The sequence below is a fragment of the Amycolatopsis marina genome, assembly GCF_900111885.1.
Classification (GTDB): Bacteria; Actinomycetota; Actinomycetes; order Mycobacteriales; family Pseudonocardiaceae; genus Amycolatopsis; species Amycolatopsis marina.
The window spans coordinates 45179-67816 of the sequence record NZ_FOKG01000006.1 but is presented as its reverse complement, the minus strand read 5'-3'; the positions used below and the strand labels follow the sequence as shown (position 1 = coordinate 67816).

Sequence of the window (22638 nt, the reverse complement as noted above, 5' to 3'; positions counted from 1 at the left end):
CGGCTCCCCGCGGCACGCGCCGACCGTGAAGGGAACCGTCACCATGGCCCGCAGCGCTGCCAAGACATTCGGGTTTCTGCTCGCCGCCACCGGCGCCGCGCATTTCGCCGCACCTCAGGTGTTCGAGCCGGTTTCGGCCGCGGCGTTCCCGGAGGACACCCGCAGCTGGGTGTACCGCAACGGGGCGACCGAACTCGCGATCGGCCTCGCGGTCGTGAACCGGCGCACCCGCAAGCTCGGGTTCGCGGCGTTCGCCGCCTACGGCGCGTGGCTCGGATCCCGGGTCGCCGCGGGCCGTTGACCGCTCAGGACAGGGCGTCGAGAAGCTGCTGGCCGTACTTGGCCAGTTTGTTCTCCCCGACACCGCTGACGGCTCCCAGTTCGGTCAGCGTCGACGGCTGATCCGTCGCGATCTGCCGCAGCGTCGCGTCGTGGAAGATCACGTACGCCGGGACGCCCTGTTCCTTCGCGGTCGCCGCCCGCCAGGTGCGGAGCTGCTCGAACCTGTCCGCGGCCTCCGGGGGCAGCTCGGCCTTGGCGGCGCCCTTGGTCTTCGCGGCTCGCGTGCTCCGCGCCGCGCGTTCGGGCTCCTTGCGCAGCAGCACGTCCCGTTTCCTGCCGAGCACCTCGCCGCTGGCCTCGGTGAGCACGAGCGCGCCGTAGTCCCCCTCCACGGCCAGCAGTCCCTGAGCGAGCAGCTGACGCACGACCCCACGCCACTCCGTATCCCGCAGATCGGTCCCCACGCCGAACACCGGCAGTGAGTCGTGGTCGAACTGGGCCACCTTCGGCGTGCGCTTGCCGAGCAGGATGTCGATCACCTGGCCCGCGCCGAACTTCTGCCCCCTGTCGCGTTTGAGCCGGAACACGGTGGACAGCAGCTTCTGTGCGGCGATCGTGCCGTCCCACGTCTGCGGCGGTGAAAGACACGTGTCGCAGTTGCCGCACGGGCCGGACTCCTGGCCGAAGTAGGCGAGCAGTTGCACGCGCCGGCACCGCACCGTCTCGCACAGCGCGAGCATGGCGTCGAGGTGGATGGCGAGCTTGCGCCGGTGCGCGGCGTCGCCCTCGCTGGTGTCGATCATCTTTCGCTGCTGCACCACGTCCTGCAGTCCGTAGGCGAGCCAGGCCGTGGATGGCATTCCGTCACGCCCTGCGCGACCGGTCTCCTGGTAGTAGCCCTCGACCGACTTGGGCAGGTCCAGGTGCGCCACGAAACGCACGTCGGGCTTGTCGATGCCCATACCGAACGCGATCGTCGCGACCACGATCAACCCGTCCTCCCTGAGGAACCGGGACTGGTTGCGCGCGCGGGTGTGCGAGTCGAGGCCCGCGTGATACGGCACGGCCTCGATTCCGTTCTGTACCAGGAACTCCGCCGTCTTCTCCACCGACGCTCTCGACAGGCAGTAGACGATCCCGGCATCACCCGCGTGCTCGTTGCGCAGCAGGTCGAGCAGCTGCTTGCGGGGCTCGTTCTTGCCCACGATCCGGTACTGGATGTTCGGCCGGTCGAAGCTCGCCACGAAGTGACGGCCCTGTTGCAGCGCGAGCCGCGAGGCGATCTCGCTGTGCGTAGCCTCGGTCGCGGTGGCGGTCAGGGCGATCCTGGGGACGTCCGGCCAGCGTTCGTGCAGTCCGGACAACGCGAGGTAGTCGGGCCGGAAGTCGTGCCCCCACTGGGCGACACAGTGCGCCTCGTCGATGGCGAACAGCGAGATCGTGCCGCGGTCGAGCAACTGCACCGTCGACTCGACCTTCAGTCGTTCCGGTGCGAGGTAGAGCAGATCGAGCTCACCGGCGAGGAACGCGGACTCCACCTCGCGCCGCTGCTGCGCGTCCTGGGTCGAGTTGAGGAAACCGGCGCGGACACCCAGCGCCCGCAACGCGTCGACCTGGTCCTGCATCAGCGCGATGAGCGGGGAGATCACGACGCCCACACCCTCGCGCACGAGCGCGGGGATCTGGTAGCAGAGCGATTTGCCGCCACCGGTCGGCATCAGGACGAGCGCGTCGCCACCGCTGACGACGTGCTCGATGATGTCCTGCTGTTCTCCACGGAATGTGTCGTAGCCGAAGACCCGGCGCAGGATCCGCAGTGCGTCACTCAGGTCGGTGTCGGTCTCGGTGGAAGTCACCCCGGGATCGTACGAGGGGCCAGTGACACCGCCATGAGTCAGGGGAGCGCGGGGTCGAGACACTCCTCGCCGGACTCGACGGCGAGAACGACCTGCACCAGTTCGCCGAGCGCGCGGGCGAGGTGCGGGTCGGCGAGGGCGTAGTGGACCTGCCTGCCCTCGTAGGTCGCGACGACGATGCCGCAGCCACGCAGGCACGACAAATGGTTGGACACGTTCGACTTGCTCAGGCCGAGCTGTTCGGCGAGTTCTCCCGGGTAGTGCACGCCGTCCAGCAGCGCCACCATGATCCGGCAGCGGGTGGGGTCGGCCAGTGCGCGGCCGAGGCGGGCCAGCGCGGACTCCCGCGTCTCACTGGTGAGCATAGGAAGAACAGTACACTCGGTGGTGACATTTTCGACGATGTACTCACTGGGCTGGCGTAAGCATCGCCCGGAGAGGACGCTGGATGGTATGGCACTTCCACCGGGTATTCGCGATCGCGAGGAACTCGCGCGCAGGGTGCTGGCCCGCGCGGACAGCCGGGCGAACCTGGACGACTACGTGGGTATCCAGCAGTCCGCGGAGGGCGGTGCCGCCGAGGACATCCGCAAGGACCTCTACGCCGAGTACGGCCGGACCGGCCAGCATGCCGAAGCAGAGCGAGTGGTGGCGATGGTGAACCTCGCCGCCGACGAGCAGGCCGATCCCGACTGGGACTGATCAGTCGGCCCGCGCGGGCACGGTGAGTTCCTCCGGAGCCAGTTCCCCTTCGGCGATCGCGCGGGCGATTTCGGGAGCCGGGCGGCCCTGGCCCACGGCGTAAGCCGCCAGCGCGGTCCTGGCCTGATGCGGATCGATGTCCAAGGTTCCGGCGATCAGCCCGACGGCGTGCGCCACCAGCACCCGGTCGTTGAGCGCGGTCAGCGTCTGCTCGGCGAGCCTGCTGGAGCGACGCAGGTCCCGCTCCTGGGAAAGGCTCAGCACGACGAGGTCCGCCAGGGTCTGCGCGAGGCGCAGTTGCCAGGAAGCTGGCTTCGTGACGGTGGTGTGGAGCAGATTCAACCCGCCCACCGTTCGGTCACCGAGTTTCATCGGGACGGCGAGCACCGCGAGGTAGCCCGCCTTCCGCGCGGCCTCGGTGAACTCGGGCCAGCGGCGCCGGTGCTCGGTGATGTCGTCCACCTGGACGATCTCACCGGACCGGATGCAGTCCGGGCACGGTCCCTCTTTGGTGTGTGACTGCAAAAGCTCCACGAACCGGGCTCGCTCGTCCGAGGCCGCCACGACCTCGAGTCCGCCACGCGGGTCGACGACCATCACGCCGGTGGCGGCCGAGCCGAGTAGGTCCTGACCTGCCGACGTGACCAGCCGGAGCACGTCGCTGCTGTCGTGACCGCCCACGAGGCTTGCGGTGATCACGGCCAGCGAGTCGGCCATGGAGGTCTGCGTGGCGGGCACCTCGTCAGCATACGACTTGTCAGTCATCACGCCCCCTCAGCGCGTCCTGCGGTCGAGTTGCACGCGCCGTTCCATTACGTCCCTGGCCACGGCCAGCACCGAGCGTCCCTCACTGAACGCGTGGGCCCGGAGCCGGGCGAACGCCTCGTCGAGGGTGAGGTGCAGTTGTGCGGCGAGCATGCCGGTGGCGATGTTGACGTCCTGATAGGACGTCACCGGCCTGGTCCACTCCTCCTCTGTGGGTTCCACGTTCTCGGCCCGGTTGAGCAGGGCCAGGGTCGCGAGGTCGGCGAGCACCGCCGCGTCGGTGAGTGACCGCGGTGGAAGGTCACCGACACGCCTGCGGAACAGTTCCAGCGTGCCGAGCCGGATCGCGCCGACCTGCAACGGGAAGGCGAAGGCCGCATCCGCGCCCGCCGACATCGCGGCCTCGGCGAAGCCGGGCCAGCGGCCCTGGTCCACGCCGAAGTCGGGAACGAGTACCGGCCCGCCGTGGCGGAAGGCGTCCACGCCCGGCCCCTCGCCGAGGGTGTACTGCTGCTCGCCGAGCGTCTCGGCCCAGCTGTCGCTGGCGCCGAGCAGTTCCTGCGCGCGGGACTCCGTACGCAGGGTCAGCGCGGCCGCGTCCACACCGGACATCAGCGTCACGCACGTCCTGCACACCGCGTTCGCCCAGCCGTTCTCGCCGGGAGGGCTCGTGCTCGCGATGACCTCGCGCCACAGCCGTTCGCGGCTCCGCCCGTCCACTGTCCCGCTTGCCTCTACGCTCCGGGCGACGTGTCCGGTGAGCCCGGACGGACCACTGACGTCATCGTTCGTCGCTCCCCTCGGTGGTGCACCACGGCTTCAGCCTACGAAATCGCGCTCCGGCGTGCTTGACGGAGTTCGGGCAGCGCTGGCATGGCCGGGCCGGGGACATCGGCTCAGCGCACTCCCGCGGGCCGGAACTGGATACTGATGCGCGGCCCGACCGGCTTTCGGGTCTTGGGAATCGCGTGCTCCCACGTTCGCTGACAGGAGCCGCCCATCACGATCAGGTCGCCGTGACCGAGGCTGTACTGCTGCGTCCCCGCCGCACCGGAGCGGGGACGCAGCAGCAGTGGGCGGGGCGCGCCGACGGAGAGGATCGCGACCATCGTGTCCTCGGTCCTGCCCCGGCCGATCGTGTCGCCGTGCCAGGCCACGCTGTCGCTGCCGTCCCGGTAGAAACACAGGCCGGCGGTGCGAAAGGGCTCGCCGAGTTCGTCCGAGTAGTGCCGGTTCAGCGCCGCACGGGCGTCCTCCAGCACCGGATCGGGCAGCGGCGCGTCCTCGGCGTAGAAACTGAGCAGGCGTGGGACGTCGACGACACGGTCGTACATCCGGCGGCGCTCGGCCTGCCACGGGACCTCGGCGGCCAGCCGCTCGAACACCGCGTCCGCCCCGGTCAGCCAGCCTGCCGTGACATCCACCCAGGCGCCGTCGCCCAGGATGGTCCGGCGCAGCGTCGTCAATGGGCCGAGGCCTACCTCCGCCCCGGCACCGAGCAGCGAACCCTGCAACGCGTCGTGCATGCCCGCACCATACCTGACGATCGAACGTATGTTCTAGTCCGACGCCACCTTCGTCAGCCCGATCGGGGATCTCCTCGCCGCGCACTTTCGCGGGAAAGTGGGGTAGTTGCGTGCGCTCGGTATGTCACTTTCATGGGAAAGTGCGTCGTTCGACGACTGGTCGCGATGATTCGCCGTCGGGGGAGCGGGTAGCCGAGCCGATGCCGGCGCGGCCACCGCGCGGGAACACCGATCCGTGGAGGTACAGGGATGGCGGCAGAACGTGAGCGGCCCAGCGAGCAACAAGAGGGCGTGGAGTCCGATCGTGCCGGGGGCGGTGCGTCCGGGGCCGCGGTCCCGGAGGAGTCGGTGGCGCCGCAGTTCACGATGCCCGGCAACGACGCGCTGGAGCCGGACCGCGAGCAGGATGAGATCGCCTACCCCGAGGGCACGCAACGGTCTGGTGCCCCTGAGGAGCGGGCGATGCGGGTCGAGAACGAGTAGCGGGGCGGGCGGGGACCGCGGCTCAGCTGCCGCGGTTCTCGCCCAGTTCCTCCACGATCGGATTCGTCGGGGTGTCCTTCTCCTGTTCCGCGACCCCCGGCTTGGTGTGGCTCTGCCGCTGTGCGGCCCGGTCGGCTTCCGTCCGGTCCTCCTCGAGTGGCACCGACCGCACAACCTCGCTGAGGCTGGAGTACTCGACCGGTGGAATCGAGCGAATCGCTCGTACGGTGTCCGCGTCCGCCTGCGCGCGCTCCGCGTACCGAACGAGGTCGTCCTTGCTCGCCGGGAAGTCGGCGTCGGTCAACGCGTCGCGGAGCCGGTCGGCGTCCGTCGTCTGATGCATGAGATCACCTCCGCCGTCGGCGTACCCGCTGGTCGGCGGCGGGAAACCGGACCGGAAACACCGCTTTCGTGGTATGGCGGAACCGATGGGTGTAGAAGCACCGGTGTGGGGAACCCCACTGCGGTGTCTGTCCCTTCTCGACTGGCGAAATGAGAATGATGAACACCCGAATCGCGTTCAAGAAGCACGCCCCGTCCCTGCCCTGTGAGCGGTGTGGCTACGAAAGCCTCACCGTGGCCGCGCTGATCGACGAGGACGGGTCCGTGATCGGGCAGACGCTGGTCTGCACGACCTGTCGTGAGCGCAGGCGCGCCGCTGCCACCGGGAGTGTTCCCGTCCAGCGATCCTGATCGCCGCCTGCGAGCAGCCCGTGAGCTGGTGCGTCGTACTCGGAGCGCGGGGTTACCTCGGCTCGCTGTTGGTGCCTGCCCTCGTGCGGCGGGGGCATCGGGTCACCGCGGTGACCCGAACCCCGGACGCCAGACTTTCCGCGCTGTACGGCGCCGACGTGGTGCTCGCCGACGCCACCGACGAGATCGCCGTCCGGGACGCGGTGACCGGCGCGGACGTCGTCTACTACCTGGTGCACTCGATGGGAGTGGCGAACTTCGCGGAACTGGACCGGACAGCGGCGGCGGTTGTGGCACGCGCGGCCGGGGAGGCGAACGTGCGTCAGCTCGTCTATGTCGGCGGCCCGAGGCCGAACGACGGTCGGGCCGTCTCCGCACATCTGGCTTCCAGGGCCGAGGTCGGCGACATTCTCGGCCGCGGGCCGGTTCCGGCGCTGAGACTCCAGGCTTCCATGATCATCGGAGCGGGTTCGGCGAGTTTCGAACTCCTCCGCAGGTTCACCGTTCACAGCCCACTCGTCCCGTTCCCATCCTGGATGAACCGGCGAAGTGCGCCCGTCGCGGTGAGCGACGTCCTGCACTACCTCGTCGCCGCGGCCGAGTGCGCCCACCCCGTGGACGGCGTGTTCGACCTGGCCGGGCCCGAGGAGCTGAGCTACTTCCGGCTCGTCCAGCGCTGCGCGCGGGTGGCCGGGCTGCGTACCCGGCTACCGGTTCCGGCGCCGTTCTGGTCGCACGAGCTGGCCGGACGCGTCGCGGGAGTGTGCACACCGGTGCCCGCCGCGGTCGCGACGGTGCTGTTCTGTTCCCTCGACCACGACCTGGCCGCTTCCGCCCGGCCGATCGCCGACGTGCTGCCGCCTCCCGCTGATGGCCCGCTCAGTGTGGACAAAGCGATCCGCCGTGCGACGACGGCGATCGGACCGCGACGCACGGGTGAATCGGACAGGTCCTATGTGGATGAACGGGTGCTGTCGTGTGCCGCGAGCGCGGACGACGTGTGGCGGGTGATCATCGGGCTGGGTGGCAAGCAGGGCTGGCACACGATTCCACTGGTATGGGCCGCTCGGGGAGCACTCGACCACTTCCTCGGCGGGGTCGGTCTTTACCGGGGACGGGCGGCCGAACTCGAACCCGGTGACGTGGTGGACTTCTGGACCGTGCTGGCGCGCGACGACGACCAGCGCCACCTCGTGTTGCGGGCGGACCTGCGGATGCCCGGTGAAACCGTGCTCGAACTCACCGCCATCCCCGAAGGAGGCCGTAGTCGTTACCGCCAGCGGATGGTGTTCACTCCGGACGGCGTTGCCGGGCGTGTCTACTGGCGGTTGCAGAAGCCGCTGCACGACCTCGTGTTCGCGGTGATGGGCCGCGGTATCACCAGCAGTGCCGCTCGCGCGGGCACCTCCGCCCGTATCCCTCGGCGGGAGGGCGTGGTCAGCGAGCTGCGTCCTGCCGGGACGGCGCGGCCACGTCCGCCGAGGCCAGCAGACTGACCGCCTGGTCGGCCACTTCCGCGTCGACGAGAGGTCGTGTGAGCCGGCCCGGAATCCGGGTGATGTGTGACCGCGCACGGCTCAGCTCCTCGCGCAGCGCACGATGAACCCGCTGAACGCCGTTCCCCTTCCCCGCGATTGGTTCCGCCGGCAGCGGCTACCCGAGAGGAACAGGACTGCATCGTTCCGGCAGACGATCAACAGGGGAGCTGGATTGACCGAGCGCGAGCAGGAGGCGACGACATCGAGGCCTCTCGCTGCCTGGCGGGCGGTGGCGAAGCGGGTGTTGGACGAGGTTCGTGAGGACCAGCTTCCGCTGGCGGCGGCGGGTATCGCGTTCTTCGGCATGCTCGCACTCGTGCCCGCGCTGATCGCTCTGCTCACGATCTTCGCCCTCGTCGCGGACACACAGTACGTCCGGGACCAGATCGAACCAATCATGTCGGCGCTGCCCGGAAGCGCCAGCGATCTCCTGCTCGGCCAGCTGCGGTCCGCCGTCGAGCTCGGTAGGAGTGGCCTGACGTTCGGCCTGCTGGCCAGTGTCGTCGCGGTGTTGTGGAGCACCTCCACCGCGATGCGAGCGCTCATCGCAGGTATCAACCGCGCCTTCGACCAGGAGGAGACGCGCGGGTTCCTCAGGCTGAGGGGGCTTGCGTTGCTGTTCACCGTCGGCGCGCTCCTCGTCGTCGCCGTCGCGCTCGGGGCCGTCGCCGCCCTGCCGGTCGTCCTGGATGTGCTGGGGGTTCCCGAGAGTTCACGGTGGATGGTGGCCGTGGCGCGCTGGCTCGGCCTGGTCGTGCTGATCGGCGCCGCACTCGCGGTGCTGTACCGCTACGCCCCCGACCGGGGGCAGGGGGCCTGGCGCTGGCGCAGCGCGGGCACGGTGTCGGCACTGCTGCTGTGGCTCGCGGGGTCCGCACTCTTCTCGGTCTACGTCGAAGGGTTCGGCCGCTACCAGGGGACGTACGGGACGCTGGCCGGGATCGTCGTGCTGCTGCTCTGGCTCTACCTCTCGTCGTTCTCGGTGCTCTTCGGCGCGGAGGTCGACGCCGTGCTGCGGCGGGGGCCGTACCCGCGCCCGGGTCGGCCGGGGTAAGCGTGCGCCCTGCTGGGTAACCGGCGGAGTGATCGCAGTTGCCACCGTTTGAGAAGGAGCCGGACCATGCGCAACAAGCTGTTGGGGGAGGGGCCACCCCGTACGCACGTGGTGGTGCTCGACACCGGGGACGACGTGCTCGCCGAACTCGGCACGTTCGCCGAGGAGTCGGGCGTGGAAACGGCGAGTTTCACCGCCATCGGGGCATTCCAGTCGGTGACACTGGGATTCTTCGACCTCGGCGAACGGCGGTACCTGGAGAACCCCGTGCCGGAGCAGGCCGAGGTGCTGACACTGGCCGGGAACATCGTCTCCGGGGAGAACGGGAAGAAGCTGCATGCCCACGTGGTGGTGGGGCTACGCGACGGCAGCAGCCGTGGCGGCCACCTGCTCAGCGCCGTAGTCCGTCCGACGCTCGAGGTCATGGTCACCGAGTCACCGCGCGAGGTGGTGCGCAGGTTCGACGACAACGTCGGCCTGGCCCTGATCGACCTGTGAGGATCGTTCGACGATTGGTGCGCATCGAGGTGGGTAGTCGGTGCACCGAGGAGGTTCGAAATGACCAAGAACAGCGACACCCAGCTGCACACGGGCAAGGACGAGTCGAATTCCCTGAAGTACGCCCAGGAGATCCAGTCTCCCGACGATCAGCCCGAGAGGGCGGGACGGAGCCTGGCGACCACGAACCACGATGTGATCAAGCAGTGGGCCGAGGCACGCGATGCCAAGCCCGCGACCGTGCCCGGTACCGAGCACGGCGACCACCTCGGGGTGCTCCGGTTCGACTTTCCCGGGTACGGCGGGGACGACCTGAAGGAAGTCAGCTGGGACGAGTGGTTCGAGACGTTCGACCAACGGAAGCTGAACTTCCTGTACCAGGAGGAGCGCAAGGACGGCGAGCGGAGCAACTTTTTCCGGTTGGAGAACCCTGACCGCGAGGACGCCTGACGACCAGCAACACGATGTGACGGAGGAGAAGTTCATGCCTGTGTCGGACATGGTCCGCAGCTATCCCGCCGACCTCGGCGAGATCGATCGTGACGCACTGGTGAAGTGCATCGAGGAATGCCTTGCCTGCGCGCAGTCCTGTACCGCATGCGCTGACGCCTGTCTGTCGGAAAGCGACGAACAGCTGCCGATGTTGCGCAAGTGCATCAGGTCCAATCTGGACTGTGCGGATGTGTGTGAGACCACCGCCCGCGTGCTGTCCCGGCACACGGGATACGACGCGAACATCACGCGTGAGGTTCTGCAGGCCTGCGCCACCGTGTGCCGTTCCTGCGCCGACGAGTGCGGGCAGCACGCGTCGCAGCACGAACACTGCCGCGTGTGCGCCGAGCAGTGCCGTCGCTGCGAGGAGGCCTGCAACACGCTGGTCACCTCGCTGGGCTGAGTTCGCACGGACGGCAAGGAGACGAGATGCGGGCGCTGACCGTACGACCCGGCGAGCGGAATTCGCTGGCCCTTGTGGAACTGCCCGAGCCCGAACCGGGGCCGGGAGAGCTGCTGGTCGACGGGCTGGCAGTGGGTGTGTGCGGCACCGACAAGGAGATCGCCGACGGGGAGTACGGCGCGGCACCCGCGGGCAGCGTCCGGCTCGTGCTCGGGCACGAGTCGCTCGGCCGGGTGGCGCTGGCACCTCGCGGCAGTGGGTTCGAGCCGGGGGACCTGGTCGTCGGCGTGGTCCGGCGGCCGGATCCCGTGCCCTGCGTCGCCTGCGCGCACGGCGAGTTCGACATGTGCCGCAACGGCCGGTACAGCGAACGAGGAATCAAGGAGCTCAACGGCTTCGGGAGCGAGCGCTGGTTGGTCGAGTCGGAGTACGCGGTGAAACTCGACCCCGCCCTCGCCGGCGTCGGTGTGCTCATGGAGCCCACCACAGTGGTCGTGAAGGCCTGGGAGCAGGTCGAGAAGGTCGGTGCCCGCGCCTGGTTCGAGCCACGCTCGGTCCTGGTGACGGGTGCCGGGCCGATCGGCCTGCTCGCCGCCCTGCTCGGGGTGCAGCGCGGCCTGGATGTGCACGTCCTCGACCGGGTCACCGAAGGGGTCAAGCCACGCCTGGTGGCCGAACTGGGTGCGACCTACCACCACGAGGGCATGGCAGAGGTCGCGTCGAGGATCGAACCGGACATCGTCATCGAGGCGACGGGGGTCGGTCAGCTGGTAGTCGACGCCATGACGATCACCGGGCCGTACGGCATCGTGTGCCTCACCGGGGTCTCCACTCCTGGACGGCCCCTGCGGTTCGACGCGGGGGCGACGAACCGGGAGATCGTGCTGGAAAACGACGCCGTTCTGGGGTCGGTGAACGCCAATCTCACCCACTACCGGATGGCCGCCGAGGCGCTGGCGAAGGCCGACCCGGACTGGCTGTCGCGACTGATCAGCCGAAGGGTGCCGCTGGCCGAGTTCGCCGCCGCGTTCACCGCGCACGAGGACGACGTGAAGGTCGTGCTTGACCTGACCGGCGAGGCGTGAGCAGCGGGGCGCTGTTCGTCCACCCGTTCGCCACCGACCGAACGGACAGGCTGACGTACATTGCTCAGGGCTGGAAGGTCACCGACCCGCAGGTGCTCGCGGATGTCGGCGCTGCGCCGGACCCGAGACTTTGATCGAGATTCCGGAGGACGTGCTGAAGATGTGCGCCCGCCGCTACCTGGAGGAGGACAACTGACTCGGATCATCGAGCCTTGTCCTAAGTTCGGGCCCCGCAGGCCGCTCCATCGCGGGCAAGTACGCGAGATCATTTGACTTTCCAATTTAGTGGCAATCTCGACCAGATGATTGTCGCTTATCCGTAGACTTGGCGGCCTTTGTCAACGACCTGCTATTGGTGATTTATGGCCTAGCTGTGGTTGTCGCCGTTACGCCTTCGGCTTTCGCCCTTCTTGCTCCCACGACATCAGCACCGCCTCGGCACTCGATGCCACCAGCCCAATCTCGTCGCTGTTCGCGAGCCCTTCCAGCTCCGTCCGGGCTGCCTCAGTAGCGCCGTTGCGGAGCAGATAACTCGCTGCCGCCCAGCGGATCTGCGGGTTATCGTCCTCTATCAACGGCAGCAGCGTGTCGCGCACCGTTTTCTGTGCTGTCCACTGCTCAACCATCTGTTCTGCGGCACGCAGGTGCTGGTTGGCCGCATCGGCATCTGGCTCGCTGCCGTCGAGCACCGCCCAGTGGGCAAGTATATGGTCGCAGAATTGCTTGCGGACTGCCCACAATTCGGCATCGGTCATGGCGATTCCTCTTCTTTGCGTAGCTCGCGGGAGACGGCCCGTTCACCGTAGCGGTACTGGCGATCCCAGTCATTGCCTGTCAGGACGTCCCGTACCCGTTGGTTCGTCCCGGGCAGGTGCTGGCTGTAGTGGGCACTGATCCGCCGGTGGGCCGGAACTGGCAGCCATACGAAGTTGTCGGTCGTGTTCACTCGTTCCACCGGCAGTCCGCTGCGCTCCGGCTTGGCCTGGCACTGTTCCACGATGTGGTGCAGTTCCTGCCCTGGCCGCGAGCCCAGTGCTCGCTTGGCCGCCGTGTAGGACTGGAAGGAGCGCACACCTCCGGCTTCCTCCGCCACCGTCTTCCATGCCCGAGTTGGCGTGCGGGTCGCTCGCGGCGCCTCGGCTGTTCAACCACCGCCCTGCAATACCTGCTGTGCCGCCGTTTGTAGTCGTCCTTGGAGGTCGGCCAGGCGACCCAACAGTCCCTGTAGGTCGCTCTGCGCGGCGACCACTTCTCCGGTGAGCTGTTCGCCGAGCGGACCGCCTGCTTGCTGGATGTACTGCACGACCGCACCCAGCTGCTGGTCGGCGCCGTTGACCAGGTCAACTGGTACTTGTTCGGCGGCGGCGTTCAGTGCCCCGGCGGCTTCTTCGAGGTGTCCTGCCATGGTTTTGCCCCTTCGAGATTCGTGGATCGGGGTTCGGTTACTTCGGTGGTCGCTGCTGTTGGACGTAGCGCCGGTGCCGGTGCTGGGGAGCCGGTCGGAGGGCGGGCAGTTGCGTGGTGGGTCGGTCGTCGCGCACCACGCCGCTGTCGGGATCGGCGCGTGGCCAGCGAACTGGTCGATCGGCTGGTTGGCGTTCCATCCGTGCGGCGATGCTGGCGACGGAGTACGGCTGAACGGCCTGCTGCTGCCGCTTTCGCGCTCGGTGGTGGAAGACCAAGAACAGCCCGTATGCCAGTGGTGGGGTTACTGCCAGGATCAGCCAGCCCAGCGGGTTCACGGTGGAATGTCGGGCTCGGTTTCGGTCGTGGGTTGCCCGCTGCGGGCGTCGGCGTGTTGGTGCAGCAGGTCGGCCAAGTCGCTGAGCAGTCGGGCGAATTCGTGTTGCTTCGCGGGCTTCAACGAGCCGGCCAGTAAGCCCATGGCCATTCCTGGCATATGCCGGTTGACCGCGTGCATGGCTTGCACCAGTGCCTGGGTTTGTTCGTCCACGGCTCAGAACCCTTCGCGCAGCCGCCAGGCCAGGGCCACTGGAGGGCACGGCCACGGGTGGGAGCACTGCTCGCACAACGCACTCCGCGGCAAGGGTGCGTGGATAGTGAGCGTGAGGACGATCAGGCGGTAGAGCTGGGCGGGTTGCGGGCACCACGCCACGGGTTTCGTCGGAAGCTGATTCTTCCGCCGGTGCCACTGCTGGTGCGCCGTGGTCTCTGGGTCCTGGGTGTGCAGCCGGATCGCCATGCCGAGTTCGCCCGCTTCCTGTTCCCGTCGTGAGTGGGTGGGGTGGAACGGCAACCCGACGCCGGACCGGCGCAATCACAGGCGCGTGAACGCTGTGGGTATTCCCTCGCCTGCGATCCGGGGGAATGTGCCGTTCCGACGCCGGGTGCCCAGGTACGACCTTGGTGACGCGGTCGCGCAGGAGACAGAGCGTGGATGGCGCACCTCTGATGCGTTTTCGCCGCAGCACCATGGATGACCTGCGGCGATGTACCATCCCGGCACGGGAGGTAATCGCATGGCAACCAAGCGTCGGGGATTTGCCAGGGCGCGGCGAGCCGCAGGACTCAGCCAAGAGGCGTTAGCGGCTGTCCTGGGAATCGACCGCTCCACTGTCGTGCGGTGGGAAGCTGGCGACACCGAGCCACAGCCGTGGATCCGGCCGAAGCTGGCACGTACCTTGACTATCAGCCCTGACGTACTGGGCGAACTGCTCGATGCGGTGGACCCGGTGTCGCCTGCCCCGACGGACGCCCTGCAGACGGACTACGACGAGGCGCGGAACGTCAGCACCGTGACGGTTGCCGCACTACGGCTGCAACTTCAGCAGGTGCAGTTCGAGTACGACATGGCACCATCAGCGGGACTGCTGGTAGCGGCCTCTCAACAGCATGGTCGTGTTACCCACCTGCGCCAGCAGGTGTCCGCGCCTCGAGTGCGCCGGGAACTGTGGGCACTGGAAGCAGAGAGTGCCACCTTCATGGGGCAGCTCATCTGGGATGCCTCGCAGCGGCGGGATCACGCCTCGCCCCGCGCCTACTTCAACCAGGCGATCGAGGCGGCGCGCCGAATCGGGGACGTCACCGGCGAGGCCTACGCCACTCTCCGGAAAAGCTACCTCTCCCTGTACGGGGAGAAGGCGCCGCATCGCGGCCTGCGCTGCGCCCAAAGCGCTGCTGACGTCGGCATGGCCGCCAGCCCTGCTTTGACTGGCTTGTCGTTGCTTCACGTGGCGGAAGCGCACGCCATGCTGGGGGAACCACGTGCGTGCGAGGCGGCGATCGAACAAGCACGCTGCCAATTGGGCCGTGTAGACGACACTGATGTTGCGGGCGAGTACCTCACGCCGGTTGAAATCGAACGGATGGCGGGCTCGTGCTACCTGTTCCTCGGCCAGCCGCAGAAGGCTCACCCCATCTTGCATGGTGCCGCCCAGTCGCTGGCCGCCAAGAAGAAATCCCAATCCATCGTGCTGGGCAACCTGGCGTTGGCCTACACCCGGCAGGGCGAACTCGAGGCCGCCGCCCAATCACTCCACCGTGCCATCGACGCCCTCGAAGACACCCGTGGTGGCGGTGGGCTCAATCTCGCGTTCGAGGCCGGCCTGGAGTTGCGGCCATGGCGAGCCGAGCCCGCAGTGCAGGAACTGCATGACCGCTTGTTCACCCTGATGTCGCCGGGCTGAAACGGGTACAACAGTGATATGAACGTTGCGCAGGCAAAACGGGCGGTACGAGAACGGGTGTGGACAGCACTTGACCACGCAGGCGCGGTTGTTCCGCCGGGCGCAGCTGGCCATATCCCTGGTTTCATCGGTGCTGACCACGCCGCGCAACGCTTGACTGCGCTTGATGTGTGGAAGGCAGCGAAGGTCGTCAAGGCCAACCCGGACAAGGCGCAACTGCCGGTACGGGAGGCGGCGCTGCGCGAGCACAAGCTGCTCTACATGGCCGTCCCCAAAATCGCCACGCTCAAGCCGTTCTACCTGCTCGATTCGGCGAAGGTTGACGTCGAGGCCGCCGCCAGCAAGCGAGCCGCCGACGTCGCGCCAACAGTAGGTCCGGACACGATGCAGCCAGTGGACATGGTGGTGTGCGGCACCGTCGCCGTTGATCGGCGTGGTGTGCGGATTGGCAAAGGCGCTGGCTACTCAGACATCGAGATGGGCCTACTGGCCGAGGCCGGGCTGCTCGGCCCGAAGACAGTGATCGTGACGACGGTGCACGAGCTCCAGGTGGTTGACGGCGAGATTCCGGAGACGGAACACGACTTTCGGGTCGACTTGGTAATCACCCCGCACGAGATAATTGAGTGCCCCTCTGCGCCCCGGCCACCGGGCATCATCTGGAAGCATCTCAGTCAGGAGAAGATCAGTGCGATTCCCGCACTGTCTTCGAGGTACGCAACGCGCGTTCAGTAGCCTTCGGCGTTTGTTCTGGGCGCTCCGAAGTCGTCTCTTGATTCTTGCCTGATCGGTATCGGCGATGCCTGAAGCCCGGCGAACTCCTCGGCGGCCGCGTCTCTGATCAGTTCTACGCCTATCAGGAGGAGGGGGACCGCTGACACAGCCCATCAAGCCTGGTCCGGAGTTCCGGCAGCTCTTCCACGAGTTCCAGCGCACCGCCTTCCGACTCGAAGTGCGGGATGAGTACGGCGTTGCCTACGAGGACGAGTCGTTCCGTAGGTTCCTCTCGGGCAAGCCGGACGACCTTGAGTGGATGAAGTCCTGGCTGTCCATGATCGAGGAAGCCAAGAAGGAGGGACGGCGCTTCGCTCGCGTCCGTGTGGGCACTGATCCGCCGGTGGACCGACTACAGCCGGTTCGGTGTGTGGTGTTCAAAGTTCACCAGCCAGTCGGGCGAGGACATCTACTACCGTCCACGCGACCAGGCTGCGGACTTGCCCCAGCACGACTACTGGCTCTTCGACTCGAAGTTCGTGAAACTCCACTTCGATGAACAGTCCAGGTGGCTGGGCGGCGAAGTCACAGAGGACCCACACGACATTCTGCAGCACAACTACTGGCGTGATTCGGCTCTACACCACGCGGCACGACGGGAAGAATTTGCCGCAGAACAGAGTGTCTAACGCTTCGAACGTCCATGAAGCGTGCGCGTTGCACTTGGCACACGACTCCGCGAGTTGCGCCAGCAGGCCAAGATGACCGGCCGACAGCTTGCTGATTTGTTGTCATGGCAGCCGTCCAAGGTTTCAAAGATCGAGAACGGCAAGCTTATAAGAGCGATCGGCCGTGGGTGCTCAGCGGATCCGGTAGCGCCCCTCCGCCGAGAACGCCAGTCCGTGCCCCGGTGCCGACAGGTCCGGCGCGACCGAACCACCGTCCGGGCTCAGCGTTCCGGTGAACAGCATCGGTTCGATGCGTTCGTGGTCGGCGAACCACTCGACGTGCCGGAAGTTCGCCGTGGCCACCGCGGCGGGCACGGAGACGTTGGGCGCACAGTGCGCGGACACGTCGAGGTTGGCGGCCGCCGCCAGTGCGGTGATCCGCAACCACTCGGTGTACCCGCCGCAGCGGGTGACGTCCACCTGCAGGCAGTCGACGGACCCGGCGTCGAGCATCCTGCGGAAGTAGGGCAGGTCGTAGCCGTACTCGCCCGCGGCGACGTCGGCCGAGACGGCGTCGCGCACGCGACGCAGCCCGTCGAGATCGTCGCTCGACACCGGTTCCTCGAACCACGTGACGTTCCACTCGGCGAGCAGTTCGCCCACCCTGGCGGCCCTGGCCGCGCTGTAGGCGCCGTTCGCGTCCACGTAAACCTCGGCGTTCGCCCCCGCGACCTTCCGCGTGTGGGCGACCCTGGCGACGTCCCGCTCGACGCGGTTGCCCCACGCTTCGCCGATCTTGATCTTTACCCGGGGGATTCCCTGGTCACCGACCCAGTTCTCCAGCTGGGCGGTGAGCCGTGCCTCGTCGTACGTGGTGAACCCGCCGCTGCCGTAGACGTCGACGCTGTCGTGCACCCGCCCGAGTAGCCTGCACAGCGGCATCTCCCGCAGTCGTGCGGCGGCGTCCCAGAGCGCGATGTCCACTGCGGACATCGCGCACGACACCAGACCGACACGGCCCAGATTGCGTACCCGCCGCTGCATCGCGTGCCAGCAGGCCGGGGTGTCCAGCACGTCGCGGCCGCGCAGCCGGTCGGCGAGCACTCCCCGCACGAGATCCACACAGGCCTCGTTGGCGTAGGTCCAGCCCAGCCCGGTGACGTCACCGCAGTGCACCTGCACGACGACGATGGTCGTGCCGTCCCAGCGAAGCGTGCCGTCGGCCTCCGGACCCGGCGTCGGGATCCGGTAGGCCGCGGCGGTCAGGTCCTCGATCGCGGATCCGATCATGACTCAGCGGCGATTCGGGATGAACTCCTGCACCTTCGTCTTCGCGCCCTGCAGCATCAGGTGCCATGCGTTCGGGTCACCCTTGAGTACCGACTCAGCCGTGGACTTCATCTGCTCGAACGTGGCGTGCGGCGGGATCGGCGGGACCTCCGGGTCACAGCGCACGTCGAGCACCGCGGGCCGGTCGGCGGCGAGCACGCGATCCCAGGCATCGCCCAGCGCGTCCGGCGTGTCCACGGCGATCGCCTCGAGGCCGAGCGAACGCGCGATGTCGGCATAGGAGATGTCCGGAATGGACTGTGACTCCTCGAACTTCGGCGAGCCACCCATCGCCCGCAGCTCCCAGGTGACCTGGTTCAGATCGTTGTTGTGGAACACGCACACGACCAGCCGCGGGTCCGACCAGAGTTTCCGGTAGCGCGCGATGGTGATCAGCTCCGCGAGCCCGTTCATCTGCATGGCACCGTCGCCGACGAGGGCGATCACCGGCCGGTCAGGATGGGCGAACTTCGCGCCGATGGCGTATGGGACAGCGGGCCCCATCGTGGCGAGGGTACCGGAGAGGGAGCCGCGCATCCGGCCCCGCATCCTCAGATTCCGCGCGTACCAGTTGGTCGACGACCCGGAGTCGGCTGTGACGATCGCGTCCTCCGGGATGCGCGGCGACAGTTCGTGCACCACCCGCATCGGGTTGACCGGCTTGGCCTCCAGCATCGCCTGCTGCTCCATGGTGTCCCACCAGTCGGAGACGTTCTTCTCGATCGTCTCTCGCCAGGACCGGTCCTGCTTGCGCTGCAGGAGCGGGAGCAGTGCGCGCAGGGTGCCCTTCGCCTCGCCGACCAGATTGACCTCGGTCGGGTAACGCATACCGATCAGGCTGCCGTCGATGTCGATCTGCACCGCCCTGGCCTGTCCGAACTCCGGCATGAACTGGGTGTACGGGAAGTTGGACCCGACGATGAGCAGGGTGTCGCAGTCCCGCATGAGCTCGTAGCTCGGCCTGGTGCCGAGCAGGCCGATCGACCCGGTGACGTAGGGCAGATCGTCCGGCAGCACGTCCTTGCCGAGCAACGCCTTCGCCACTCCCGCGCCGGTGATGTCGGCGAGCTGCCGGACCTCGTCGGCGGCATTGCGCGCACCCTGGCCAACCAGGACGGCGACCTTCTCGCCGGAGTTGAGCACCTCGGCCGCCCTGCCGACCTCGTCGTCCGGTGGCACGACGACCGACCTGGCGACGCTCGGCGGGCTGGAGGGAACGTGTTTGAACGCGTGCTGCGGCGGGGTGTACTCCTCCTCCTGGAGATCGGCCGGGATGATCACCGCTGTTGGTGACCGCCGAGCCTCCGCCGTGCGGAACGCGCGGTCGAGCGCGTTCGGCAGCTGTTCGGCGACGTTGACCTCGACGAGGTACTCGCTGGCGACGTCCTTGAAGAGCGGCTGAAGATCGATCTCCTGCTGGTAGTGCCCGCCCATTGCGCTGCGCGCGGTCTGGCCGACGATGGCCACGACCGGGACGTGGTCGAGCTTCGCGTCGTAGAGGCCGTTGAGCAGGTGCACGGCGCCGGGACCGGAGGTCGCCATGCAGACACCCACCCGGCCAGTGAACTTGGCGAACCCGACCGCCTGGAACGCCGACATCTCCTCATGTCGCGACTGCACGAAACGGGGCTCGTTGCCGGCCTTCTCGAACGCGGCGAGGATCCCGTTGATCCCGTCGCCCGGATAGGAGAACACCTCCTCGACGCCCCAGTCCCGCAGGCGCTGCAGCAGGTAGTCGCCAACCGTCTCCGGCATGTTTCCTCCTCGCTCGGTCGGGCATTCCTCAGTCACCGGCTACCCGCATGCCACGTACTCAACCCTGGGGAGGACGCGTGAGCACGACCCGGCAACTCCCGATGCCGACGGTTCCGTACCAGGCGCTCGAGGAGGACCTGCGACGGCGGGTGCGGGGCGAGGTCCGGTTCGACGCGGGCAGCAGGGGCACCTATTCGACGGCGGCGTCGAACTACCGGCAGGTGCCGATCGGTGTCGTGCTGCCGTCCACCGTGGACGACGCGGTGAACGCGGTCGCGGTGTGCCACGAACACGACGTTCCGGTGCTTTCCAGGGGAGGCGGAACGAGTCTGGCAGGCCAGTGCTGCAACATCGCCGTGGTCATCGACTGGAGCAAGTACTGCACCCGCCTTGTGTCCCTGGATACGGAACGCGGGACGGCGGTCATCGAGCCGGGGGTCGCGCTGGACAACGTCAACGACGAACTCGCCGCGTACGGGCTGATGGTGGGACCGAAACCGTCCACGCACGTCAGCTGCACGATAGGCGGGATGATCGGCAACAACTCGTGCGGATCGACCGCGCAGGCCTACGGGAAGATGGCGGAGTCGGTACGTAAGCTCGAGATCCTCACCTACGACGGGTTGCGAATGTGGGTGGGGGAGACCAGCGACGAGCAGTACGATGCGGCGCTCGCCGAGGGCGGGCGCATGGCGGAGATCTACCGCGGCCTGCGCGATCTGCGCGACCGCTACCTCGCCGAGATCCGGACCCGCTACCCGGACATCCCGCGACGGGTGTCCGGCTACAACCTCGATTCGTTGCTGCCCGAGAACCGGTTCAACCTGGCGGAGGCCCTCGTCGGCAGTGAGAGCACGCTCGTCACGGTGCTTCGTGCGGAACTCGAACTGGTCGAGACGCCCGCGGCGAGCACCCTGGTCGTGCTCGGGTACCCGGACGTCACCGTCGCCGCCGACGCGGTCAACGACGTGCTGCCGCACGAGCCGCACGCGCTGGAAGGACTGGACGACCGGCTCATCGAGTTGGAGCACAGCCGGGGCCTCGCCGAGAAGGCGCTGCGGGAACTGCCGGAGGGCAGTGGCTGGCTGATGGTGGAGTTCGTCGGTGAAGACCAGGACGAGGCCGACCGCAAGGCGAGGGCACTGATCGACGACCTCGGTAGGGGAGAGCGCGCACCGTCCACGGCGTTCCTCAACGACCCCGAAGAGGAGGAGAACCTGTGGGAGGCACGTGAATCCGGGCTGGGAGCCACCGCCTACCCACCGCAGGGTCCCGAGACCCACGAGGGGTGGGAGGACGCGGCGGTGCCCCCGCAGCGTCTCGGCGACTACCTGCGCGACTTCCGCGAGCTGCTGGGTCGGTACGGCTATGGGGCCGCCGCACTGTACGGGCATTTCGGTCAGGGCTGCGTGCACACCCGTATCCCGTTCGACCTGATGACCGCCGAGGGCATCGCCCGCTATCGGGCGTTCGCCGAGGAGGCCGCCCGGCTCGTCGTCGCCTACGGCGGTTCGCTGTCCGGCGAGCACGGCGACGGTCAGTCGCGAGGAGAACTGCTGCCGGTCATGTTCGGTGATGCGATCGTCTCGGCGTTCCAGGAGTGCAAGGCGCTGTTCGACCCGGACAACCGGATGAACCCCGGCAAACTGGTGCATCCCGACCCACTGGACACGAACCTGAGACAGGGAGCGGGGTTCCGGCCGTGGGAGCCCAGCACGCACTTCGCCTACCCGGAGGACGACCACCGCTTCAGCCGCGCCGCCAACCGCTGTGTCGGGGTGGGCAAGTGCAGGGGTGAGGAGAACGGAGTTATGTGCCCGAGCTACCGCGCCACTCGGGAGGAGGAGCACTCCACGCGCGGCAGGGCCAGACTGCTGTTCGAGATGCTGAACGGGGACGTCATCACCGACGGGTGGCGGTCGGAGGCCGTGTACGACGCACTGGACCTGTGTCTCGCCTGCAAAGGCTGTCGCAGCGACTGCCCGGTCAACGTCGACATGGCCACCTACAAGGCCGAGTTTCTCTCGCACCACTTCGAGGGCAGACTGCGGCCGATGCCGCACTACTCGATGGGCTGGCTGCCACTGTGGGCCCGGCTCGCGGCGATCGCGCCGCGCTGGGTCAATGCCCTCGCGCACACGCCCGGGTTGAGCCGGCTGCTGAAGGCCGCGGGCGGGGTCGACCGGCGGCGGGAGATACCCCTGTTCGCCGAGGAGCGATTCAGCGACTGGTTCGCCCGCCGTGGACCGAACTCTACCGGCGAGCTGGGCACGGTCCTACTGTGGCCGGACACGTTCACCAACGGCTTCCATCCGGCTGTGGCGAAGGCCGCTGTCGAAGTGCTCGAAGCGGCCGGGTTCGCCGTCGAGGTCCCGGAGAAGACCGTCTGTTGTGGACTTACCTGGATATCCACCGGTCAGCTCGACACTGCCAAACGGGTTCTGGGTCGCACACTCGAGGTCCTGCGCCCGCAGCTGCGCGACGGCACGCCCGTGGTGGTGCTGGAACCCAGTTGCGCGGCCGTGTTCCGCTCTGACCTGCCCGAGCTCATGCACGGCGACGAGGATGCCCACCGGCTCGCCGGGCAGACGCGGACCGTGGCCGAACTGCTGGCCGAGCGTGCCCCGGACTGGCGGCCCAGCCTCCAGGGGGAGCGCAGGCAAGCCATCGCGCAGCCGCACTGCCACCACCACGCGATCCTCGGGTTCGAGGCCGACCGAGAGCTCCTGCGGGAGTCCGGTGTGGACGTCGAGGTGCTCGACGCGGGATGTTGCGGTCTCGCCGGGAACTTCGGTTTCGAACAGGGGCACTACGACGTGTCGGTGGCCTGCGCCGAGGACAAACTGATGCCCGCCGTCCGGGAGGCGGACGAGAACACGCTGGTGCTGGCCGACGGGTTCAGTTGCCGCACACAAATCGAGCAGTCGGGCAGCGATGCGCCGCTGCACAGCGCGGAGGTACTCGCCGCTGCCGTCCGTGGCGGGGAGCCGGTCCCGAGCCGCCCGCCGCCGCCATCGCCGCTGGGCAAGGCCGCAGCGGTGGCCGGCGCCACGACACTCGTGGCCGCGCCGGTTGCGTTCGCCGCCCGATCGTTGCGGCGCAGATTCGGCTGACCGCACCGCAGGACGACCGGCCCTGCAGAGAGGAC

At 67.9% G+C, this 22638-nt stretch carries 27 protein-coding genes and 2 pseudogenes; 17 read left to right on the top strand and 12 right to left on the bottom strand.

Annotated elements, in window-relative coordinates:
* Positions 1-43: 43 nt before the first annotated feature.
* Positions 44-301: a hypothetical protein gene (locus BM199_RS11680; protein ID WP_091672835.1), complete on the top strand. Its 258-nt coding sequence runs from the start codon at positions 44-46 to the stop codon at positions 299-301.
* A 4-nt stretch (positions 302-305) separates the two neighbouring features.
* Here BM199_RS11680 and recQ read toward each other — a convergent pair whose 3' ends face one another.
* A complete protein-coding gene (gene recQ, locus BM199_RS11675) occupies positions 306-2138 on the bottom strand; it encodes a DNA helicase RecQ (protein WP_218160335.1) in 1833 nt (610 codons plus the stop codon).
* Positions 2139-2176: 38 nt separating this feature from the next.
* Positions 2177-2503: a Cd(II)/Pb(II)-sensing metalloregulatory transcriptional regulator CmtR gene (gene cmtR, locus BM199_RS11670; protein ID WP_091672833.1), complete on the bottom strand. Its 327-nt coding sequence runs from the start codon at positions 2501-2503 to the stop codon at positions 2177-2179.
* A gap of 88 nt (positions 2504-2591) precedes the next feature.
* Here cmtR and BM199_RS11665 point away from each other — a divergent pair, with 88 nt between their 5' ends.
* Complete coding sequence (locus tag BM199_RS11665; RefSeq protein ID WP_091672831.1) at positions 2592-2840, top strand: hypothetical protein; 249 nt, start codon at positions 2592-2594, stop codon at positions 2838-2840.
* Here the strand turns inward: BM199_RS11665 and BM199_RS11660 are convergent, their stop codons facing one another.
* The 3 genes from BM199_RS11660 to BM199_RS11650 form a co-directional block, all read right to left on the bottom strand.
* Positions 2841-3605: a GAF and ANTAR domain-containing protein gene (locus tag BM199_RS11660; RefSeq protein WP_245788306.1), complete on the bottom strand. Its 765-nt coding sequence runs from the start codon at positions 3603-3605 to the stop codon at positions 2841-2843.
* Positions 3606-3614: 9 nt separating this feature from the next.
* Positions 3615-4325 (bottom strand): ANTAR domain-containing protein, encoded by a 711-nt coding sequence (locus BM199_RS11655; protein WP_245788305.1) that lies wholly within the window; start codon positions 4323-4325, stop codon positions 3615-3617.
* Between the two features lie 176 nt (positions 4326-4501).
* A complete protein-coding gene (locus BM199_RS11650) occupies positions 4502-5131 on the bottom strand; it encodes an alpha-ketoglutarate-dependent dioxygenase AlkB (protein ID WP_091672829.1) in 630 nt (209 codons plus the stop codon).
* A gap of 249 nt (positions 5132-5380) precedes the next feature.
* Here BM199_RS11650 and BM199_RS11645 point away from each other — a divergent pair, with 249 nt between their 5' ends.
* On the top strand, positions 5381-5614 hold the full coding sequence (locus tag BM199_RS11645) for a hypothetical protein (RefSeq protein WP_091672827.1): 234 nt from the start codon (positions 5381-5383) through the stop codon (positions 5612-5614).
* A 22-nt stretch (positions 5615-5636) separates the two neighbouring features.
* Here the strand turns inward: BM199_RS11645 and BM199_RS11640 are convergent, their stop codons facing one another.
* The gene (locus BM199_RS11640) at positions 5637-5957 is read right to left on the bottom strand and encodes a DUF2795 domain-containing protein (protein ID WP_091672825.1); all 321 of its coding nucleotides are present in this window, start codon (positions 5955-5957) and stop codon (positions 5637-5639) included.
* Between the two features lie 158 nt (positions 5958-6115).
* Here BM199_RS11640 and BM199_RS11635 point away from each other — a divergent pair, with 158 nt between their 5' ends.
* From BM199_RS11635 to BM199_RS11600, 8 genes are all read left to right on the top strand, one after another.
* The gene (locus tag BM199_RS11635; RefSeq protein ID WP_091672824.1) at positions 6116-6307 is read left to right on the top strand and encodes a hypothetical protein; all 192 of its coding nucleotides are present in this window, start codon (positions 6116-6118) and stop codon (positions 6305-6307) included.
* A gap of 20 nt (positions 6308-6327) precedes the next feature.
* Positions 6328-7803: a DUF2867 domain-containing protein gene (locus BM199_RS11630; RefSeq protein WP_091672822.1), complete on the top strand. Its 1476-nt coding sequence runs from the start codon at positions 6328-6330 to the stop codon at positions 7801-7803.
* A 214-nt stretch (positions 7804-8017) separates the two neighbouring features.
* A complete protein-coding gene (locus BM199_RS11625) occupies positions 8018-8899 on the top strand; it encodes a YihY/virulence factor BrkB family protein (protein ID WP_177242578.1) in 882 nt (293 codons plus the stop codon).
* 66 nt (positions 8900-8965) lie between these two features.
* Positions 8966-9397: a PPC domain-containing DNA-binding protein gene (locus tag BM199_RS11620; protein ID WP_091672819.1), complete on the top strand. Its 432-nt coding sequence runs from the start codon at positions 8966-8968 to the stop codon at positions 9395-9397.
* Between the two features lie 60 nt (positions 9398-9457).
* On the top strand, positions 9458-9847 hold the full coding sequence (locus BM199_RS11615; protein ID WP_091672817.1) for a hypothetical protein: 390 nt from the start codon (positions 9458-9460) through the stop codon (positions 9845-9847).
* 34 nt (positions 9848-9881) lie between these two features.
* Entirely contained in the window at positions 9882-10292 is a 411-nt protein-coding gene (locus tag BM199_RS11610; RefSeq protein ID WP_091673185.1) for a four-helix bundle copper-binding protein, read from the top strand.
* Positions 10293-10318: 26 nt separating this feature from the next.
* Positions 10319-11377 (top strand): glucose 1-dehydrogenase, encoded by a 1059-nt coding sequence (locus BM199_RS11605; RefSeq protein WP_091672815.1) that lies wholly within the window; start codon positions 10319-10321, stop codon positions 11375-11377.
* On the top strand, positions 11374-11511 hold the full coding sequence (locus BM199_RS11600) for a hypothetical protein (RefSeq protein ID WP_245788304.1): 138 nt from the start codon (positions 11374-11376) through the stop codon (positions 11509-11511). The genes BM199_RS11605 and BM199_RS11600 overlap by 4 nt, the downstream gene beginning before the upstream one ends.
* A gap of 252 nt (positions 11512-11763) precedes the next feature.
* Here the strand turns inward: BM199_RS11600 and BM199_RS11595 are convergent, their stop codons facing one another.
* The 4 genes from BM199_RS11595 to BM199_RS33270 form a co-directional block, all read right to left on the bottom strand.
* Complete coding sequence (locus BM199_RS11595) at positions 11764-12132, bottom strand: HEAT repeat domain-containing protein (RefSeq protein ID WP_091672814.1); 369 nt, start codon at positions 12130-12132, stop codon at positions 11764-11766.
* Positions 12129-12470, bottom strand: a complete 342-nt coding sequence (locus BM199_RS11590) for a hypothetical protein (protein ID WP_091672812.1) — start codon at positions 12468-12470, stop codon at positions 12129-12131. Before BM199_RS11590 ends, BM199_RS11595 begins: the two co-directional genes overlap by 4 nt.
* A 51-nt stretch (positions 12471-12521) precedes the next feature.
* Positions 12522-12782 carry a hypothetical protein gene (locus tag BM199_RS11585; protein ID WP_091672811.1) on the bottom strand — a complete coding sequence of 87 codons (261 nt, stop codon included), beginning with the start codon at positions 12780-12782 and terminating at the stop codon, positions 12522-12524.
* A gap of 333 nt (positions 12783-13115) precedes the next feature.
* Entirely contained in the window at positions 13116-13331 is a 216-nt protein-coding gene (locus BM199_RS33270) for a hypothetical protein (RefSeq protein ID WP_143101821.1), read from the bottom strand.
* A 526-nt stretch (positions 13332-13857) separates the two neighbouring features.
* Here BM199_RS33270 and BM199_RS11570 point away from each other — a divergent pair.
* The 5 genes and pseudogenes from BM199_RS11570 to BM199_RS35195 form a co-directional block, all read left to right on the top strand.
* Positions 13858-15024, top strand: a complete 1167-nt coding sequence (locus tag BM199_RS11570; protein ID WP_091672806.1) for a helix-turn-helix transcriptional regulator — start codon at positions 13858-13860, stop codon at positions 15022-15024.
* A gap of 18 nt (positions 15025-15042) precedes the next feature.
* The gene (locus tag BM199_RS11565) at positions 15043-15759 is read left to right on the top strand and encodes a 5-formyltetrahydrofolate cyclo-ligase (RefSeq protein WP_091672805.1); all 717 of its coding nucleotides are present in this window, start codon (positions 15043-15045) and stop codon (positions 15757-15759) included.
* A gap of 217 nt (positions 15760-15976) precedes the next feature.
* Positions 15977-16090 (top strand): annotated as a pseudogene (locus tag BM199_RS35085) (DUF6879 family protein); the annotation flags it as partial.
* 31 nt (positions 16091-16121) lie between these two features.
* On the top strand, positions 16122-16427 hold the full coding sequence (locus BM199_RS34505) for a DUF6879 family protein (RefSeq protein WP_245788303.1): 306 nt from the start codon (positions 16122-16124) through the stop codon (positions 16425-16427).
* A gap of 21 nt (positions 16428-16448) precedes the next feature.
* Positions 16449-16562: pseudogene (locus BM199_RS35195) on the top strand (helix-turn-helix domain-containing protein); the annotation flags it as partial.
* A 36-nt stretch (positions 16563-16598) separates the two neighbouring features.
* Here the strand turns inward: BM199_RS35195 and BM199_RS11550 are convergent.
* Both BM199_RS11550 and BM199_RS11545 read right to left on the bottom strand, forming a co-directional pair.
* The gene (locus BM199_RS11550; RefSeq protein ID WP_091672803.1) at positions 16599-17696 is read right to left on the bottom strand and encodes an enolase C-terminal domain-like protein; all 1098 of its coding nucleotides are present in this window, start codon (positions 17694-17696) and stop codon (positions 16599-16601) included.
* Positions 17697-17699: 3 nt separating this feature from the next.
* Complete coding sequence (locus BM199_RS11545; protein WP_091672802.1) at positions 17700-19490, bottom strand: thiamine pyrophosphate-requiring protein; 1791 nt, start codon at positions 19488-19490, stop codon at positions 17700-17702.
* A 77-nt stretch (positions 19491-19567) separates the two neighbouring features.
* Here BM199_RS11545 and BM199_RS11540 point away from each other — a divergent pair, with 77 nt between their 5' ends.
* A complete protein-coding gene (locus tag BM199_RS11540; RefSeq protein WP_342741707.1) occupies positions 19568-22603 on the top strand; it encodes an FAD-binding and (Fe-S)-binding domain-containing protein in 3036 nt (1011 codons plus the stop codon).
* Positions 22604-22638 lie beyond the last annotated feature (35 nt).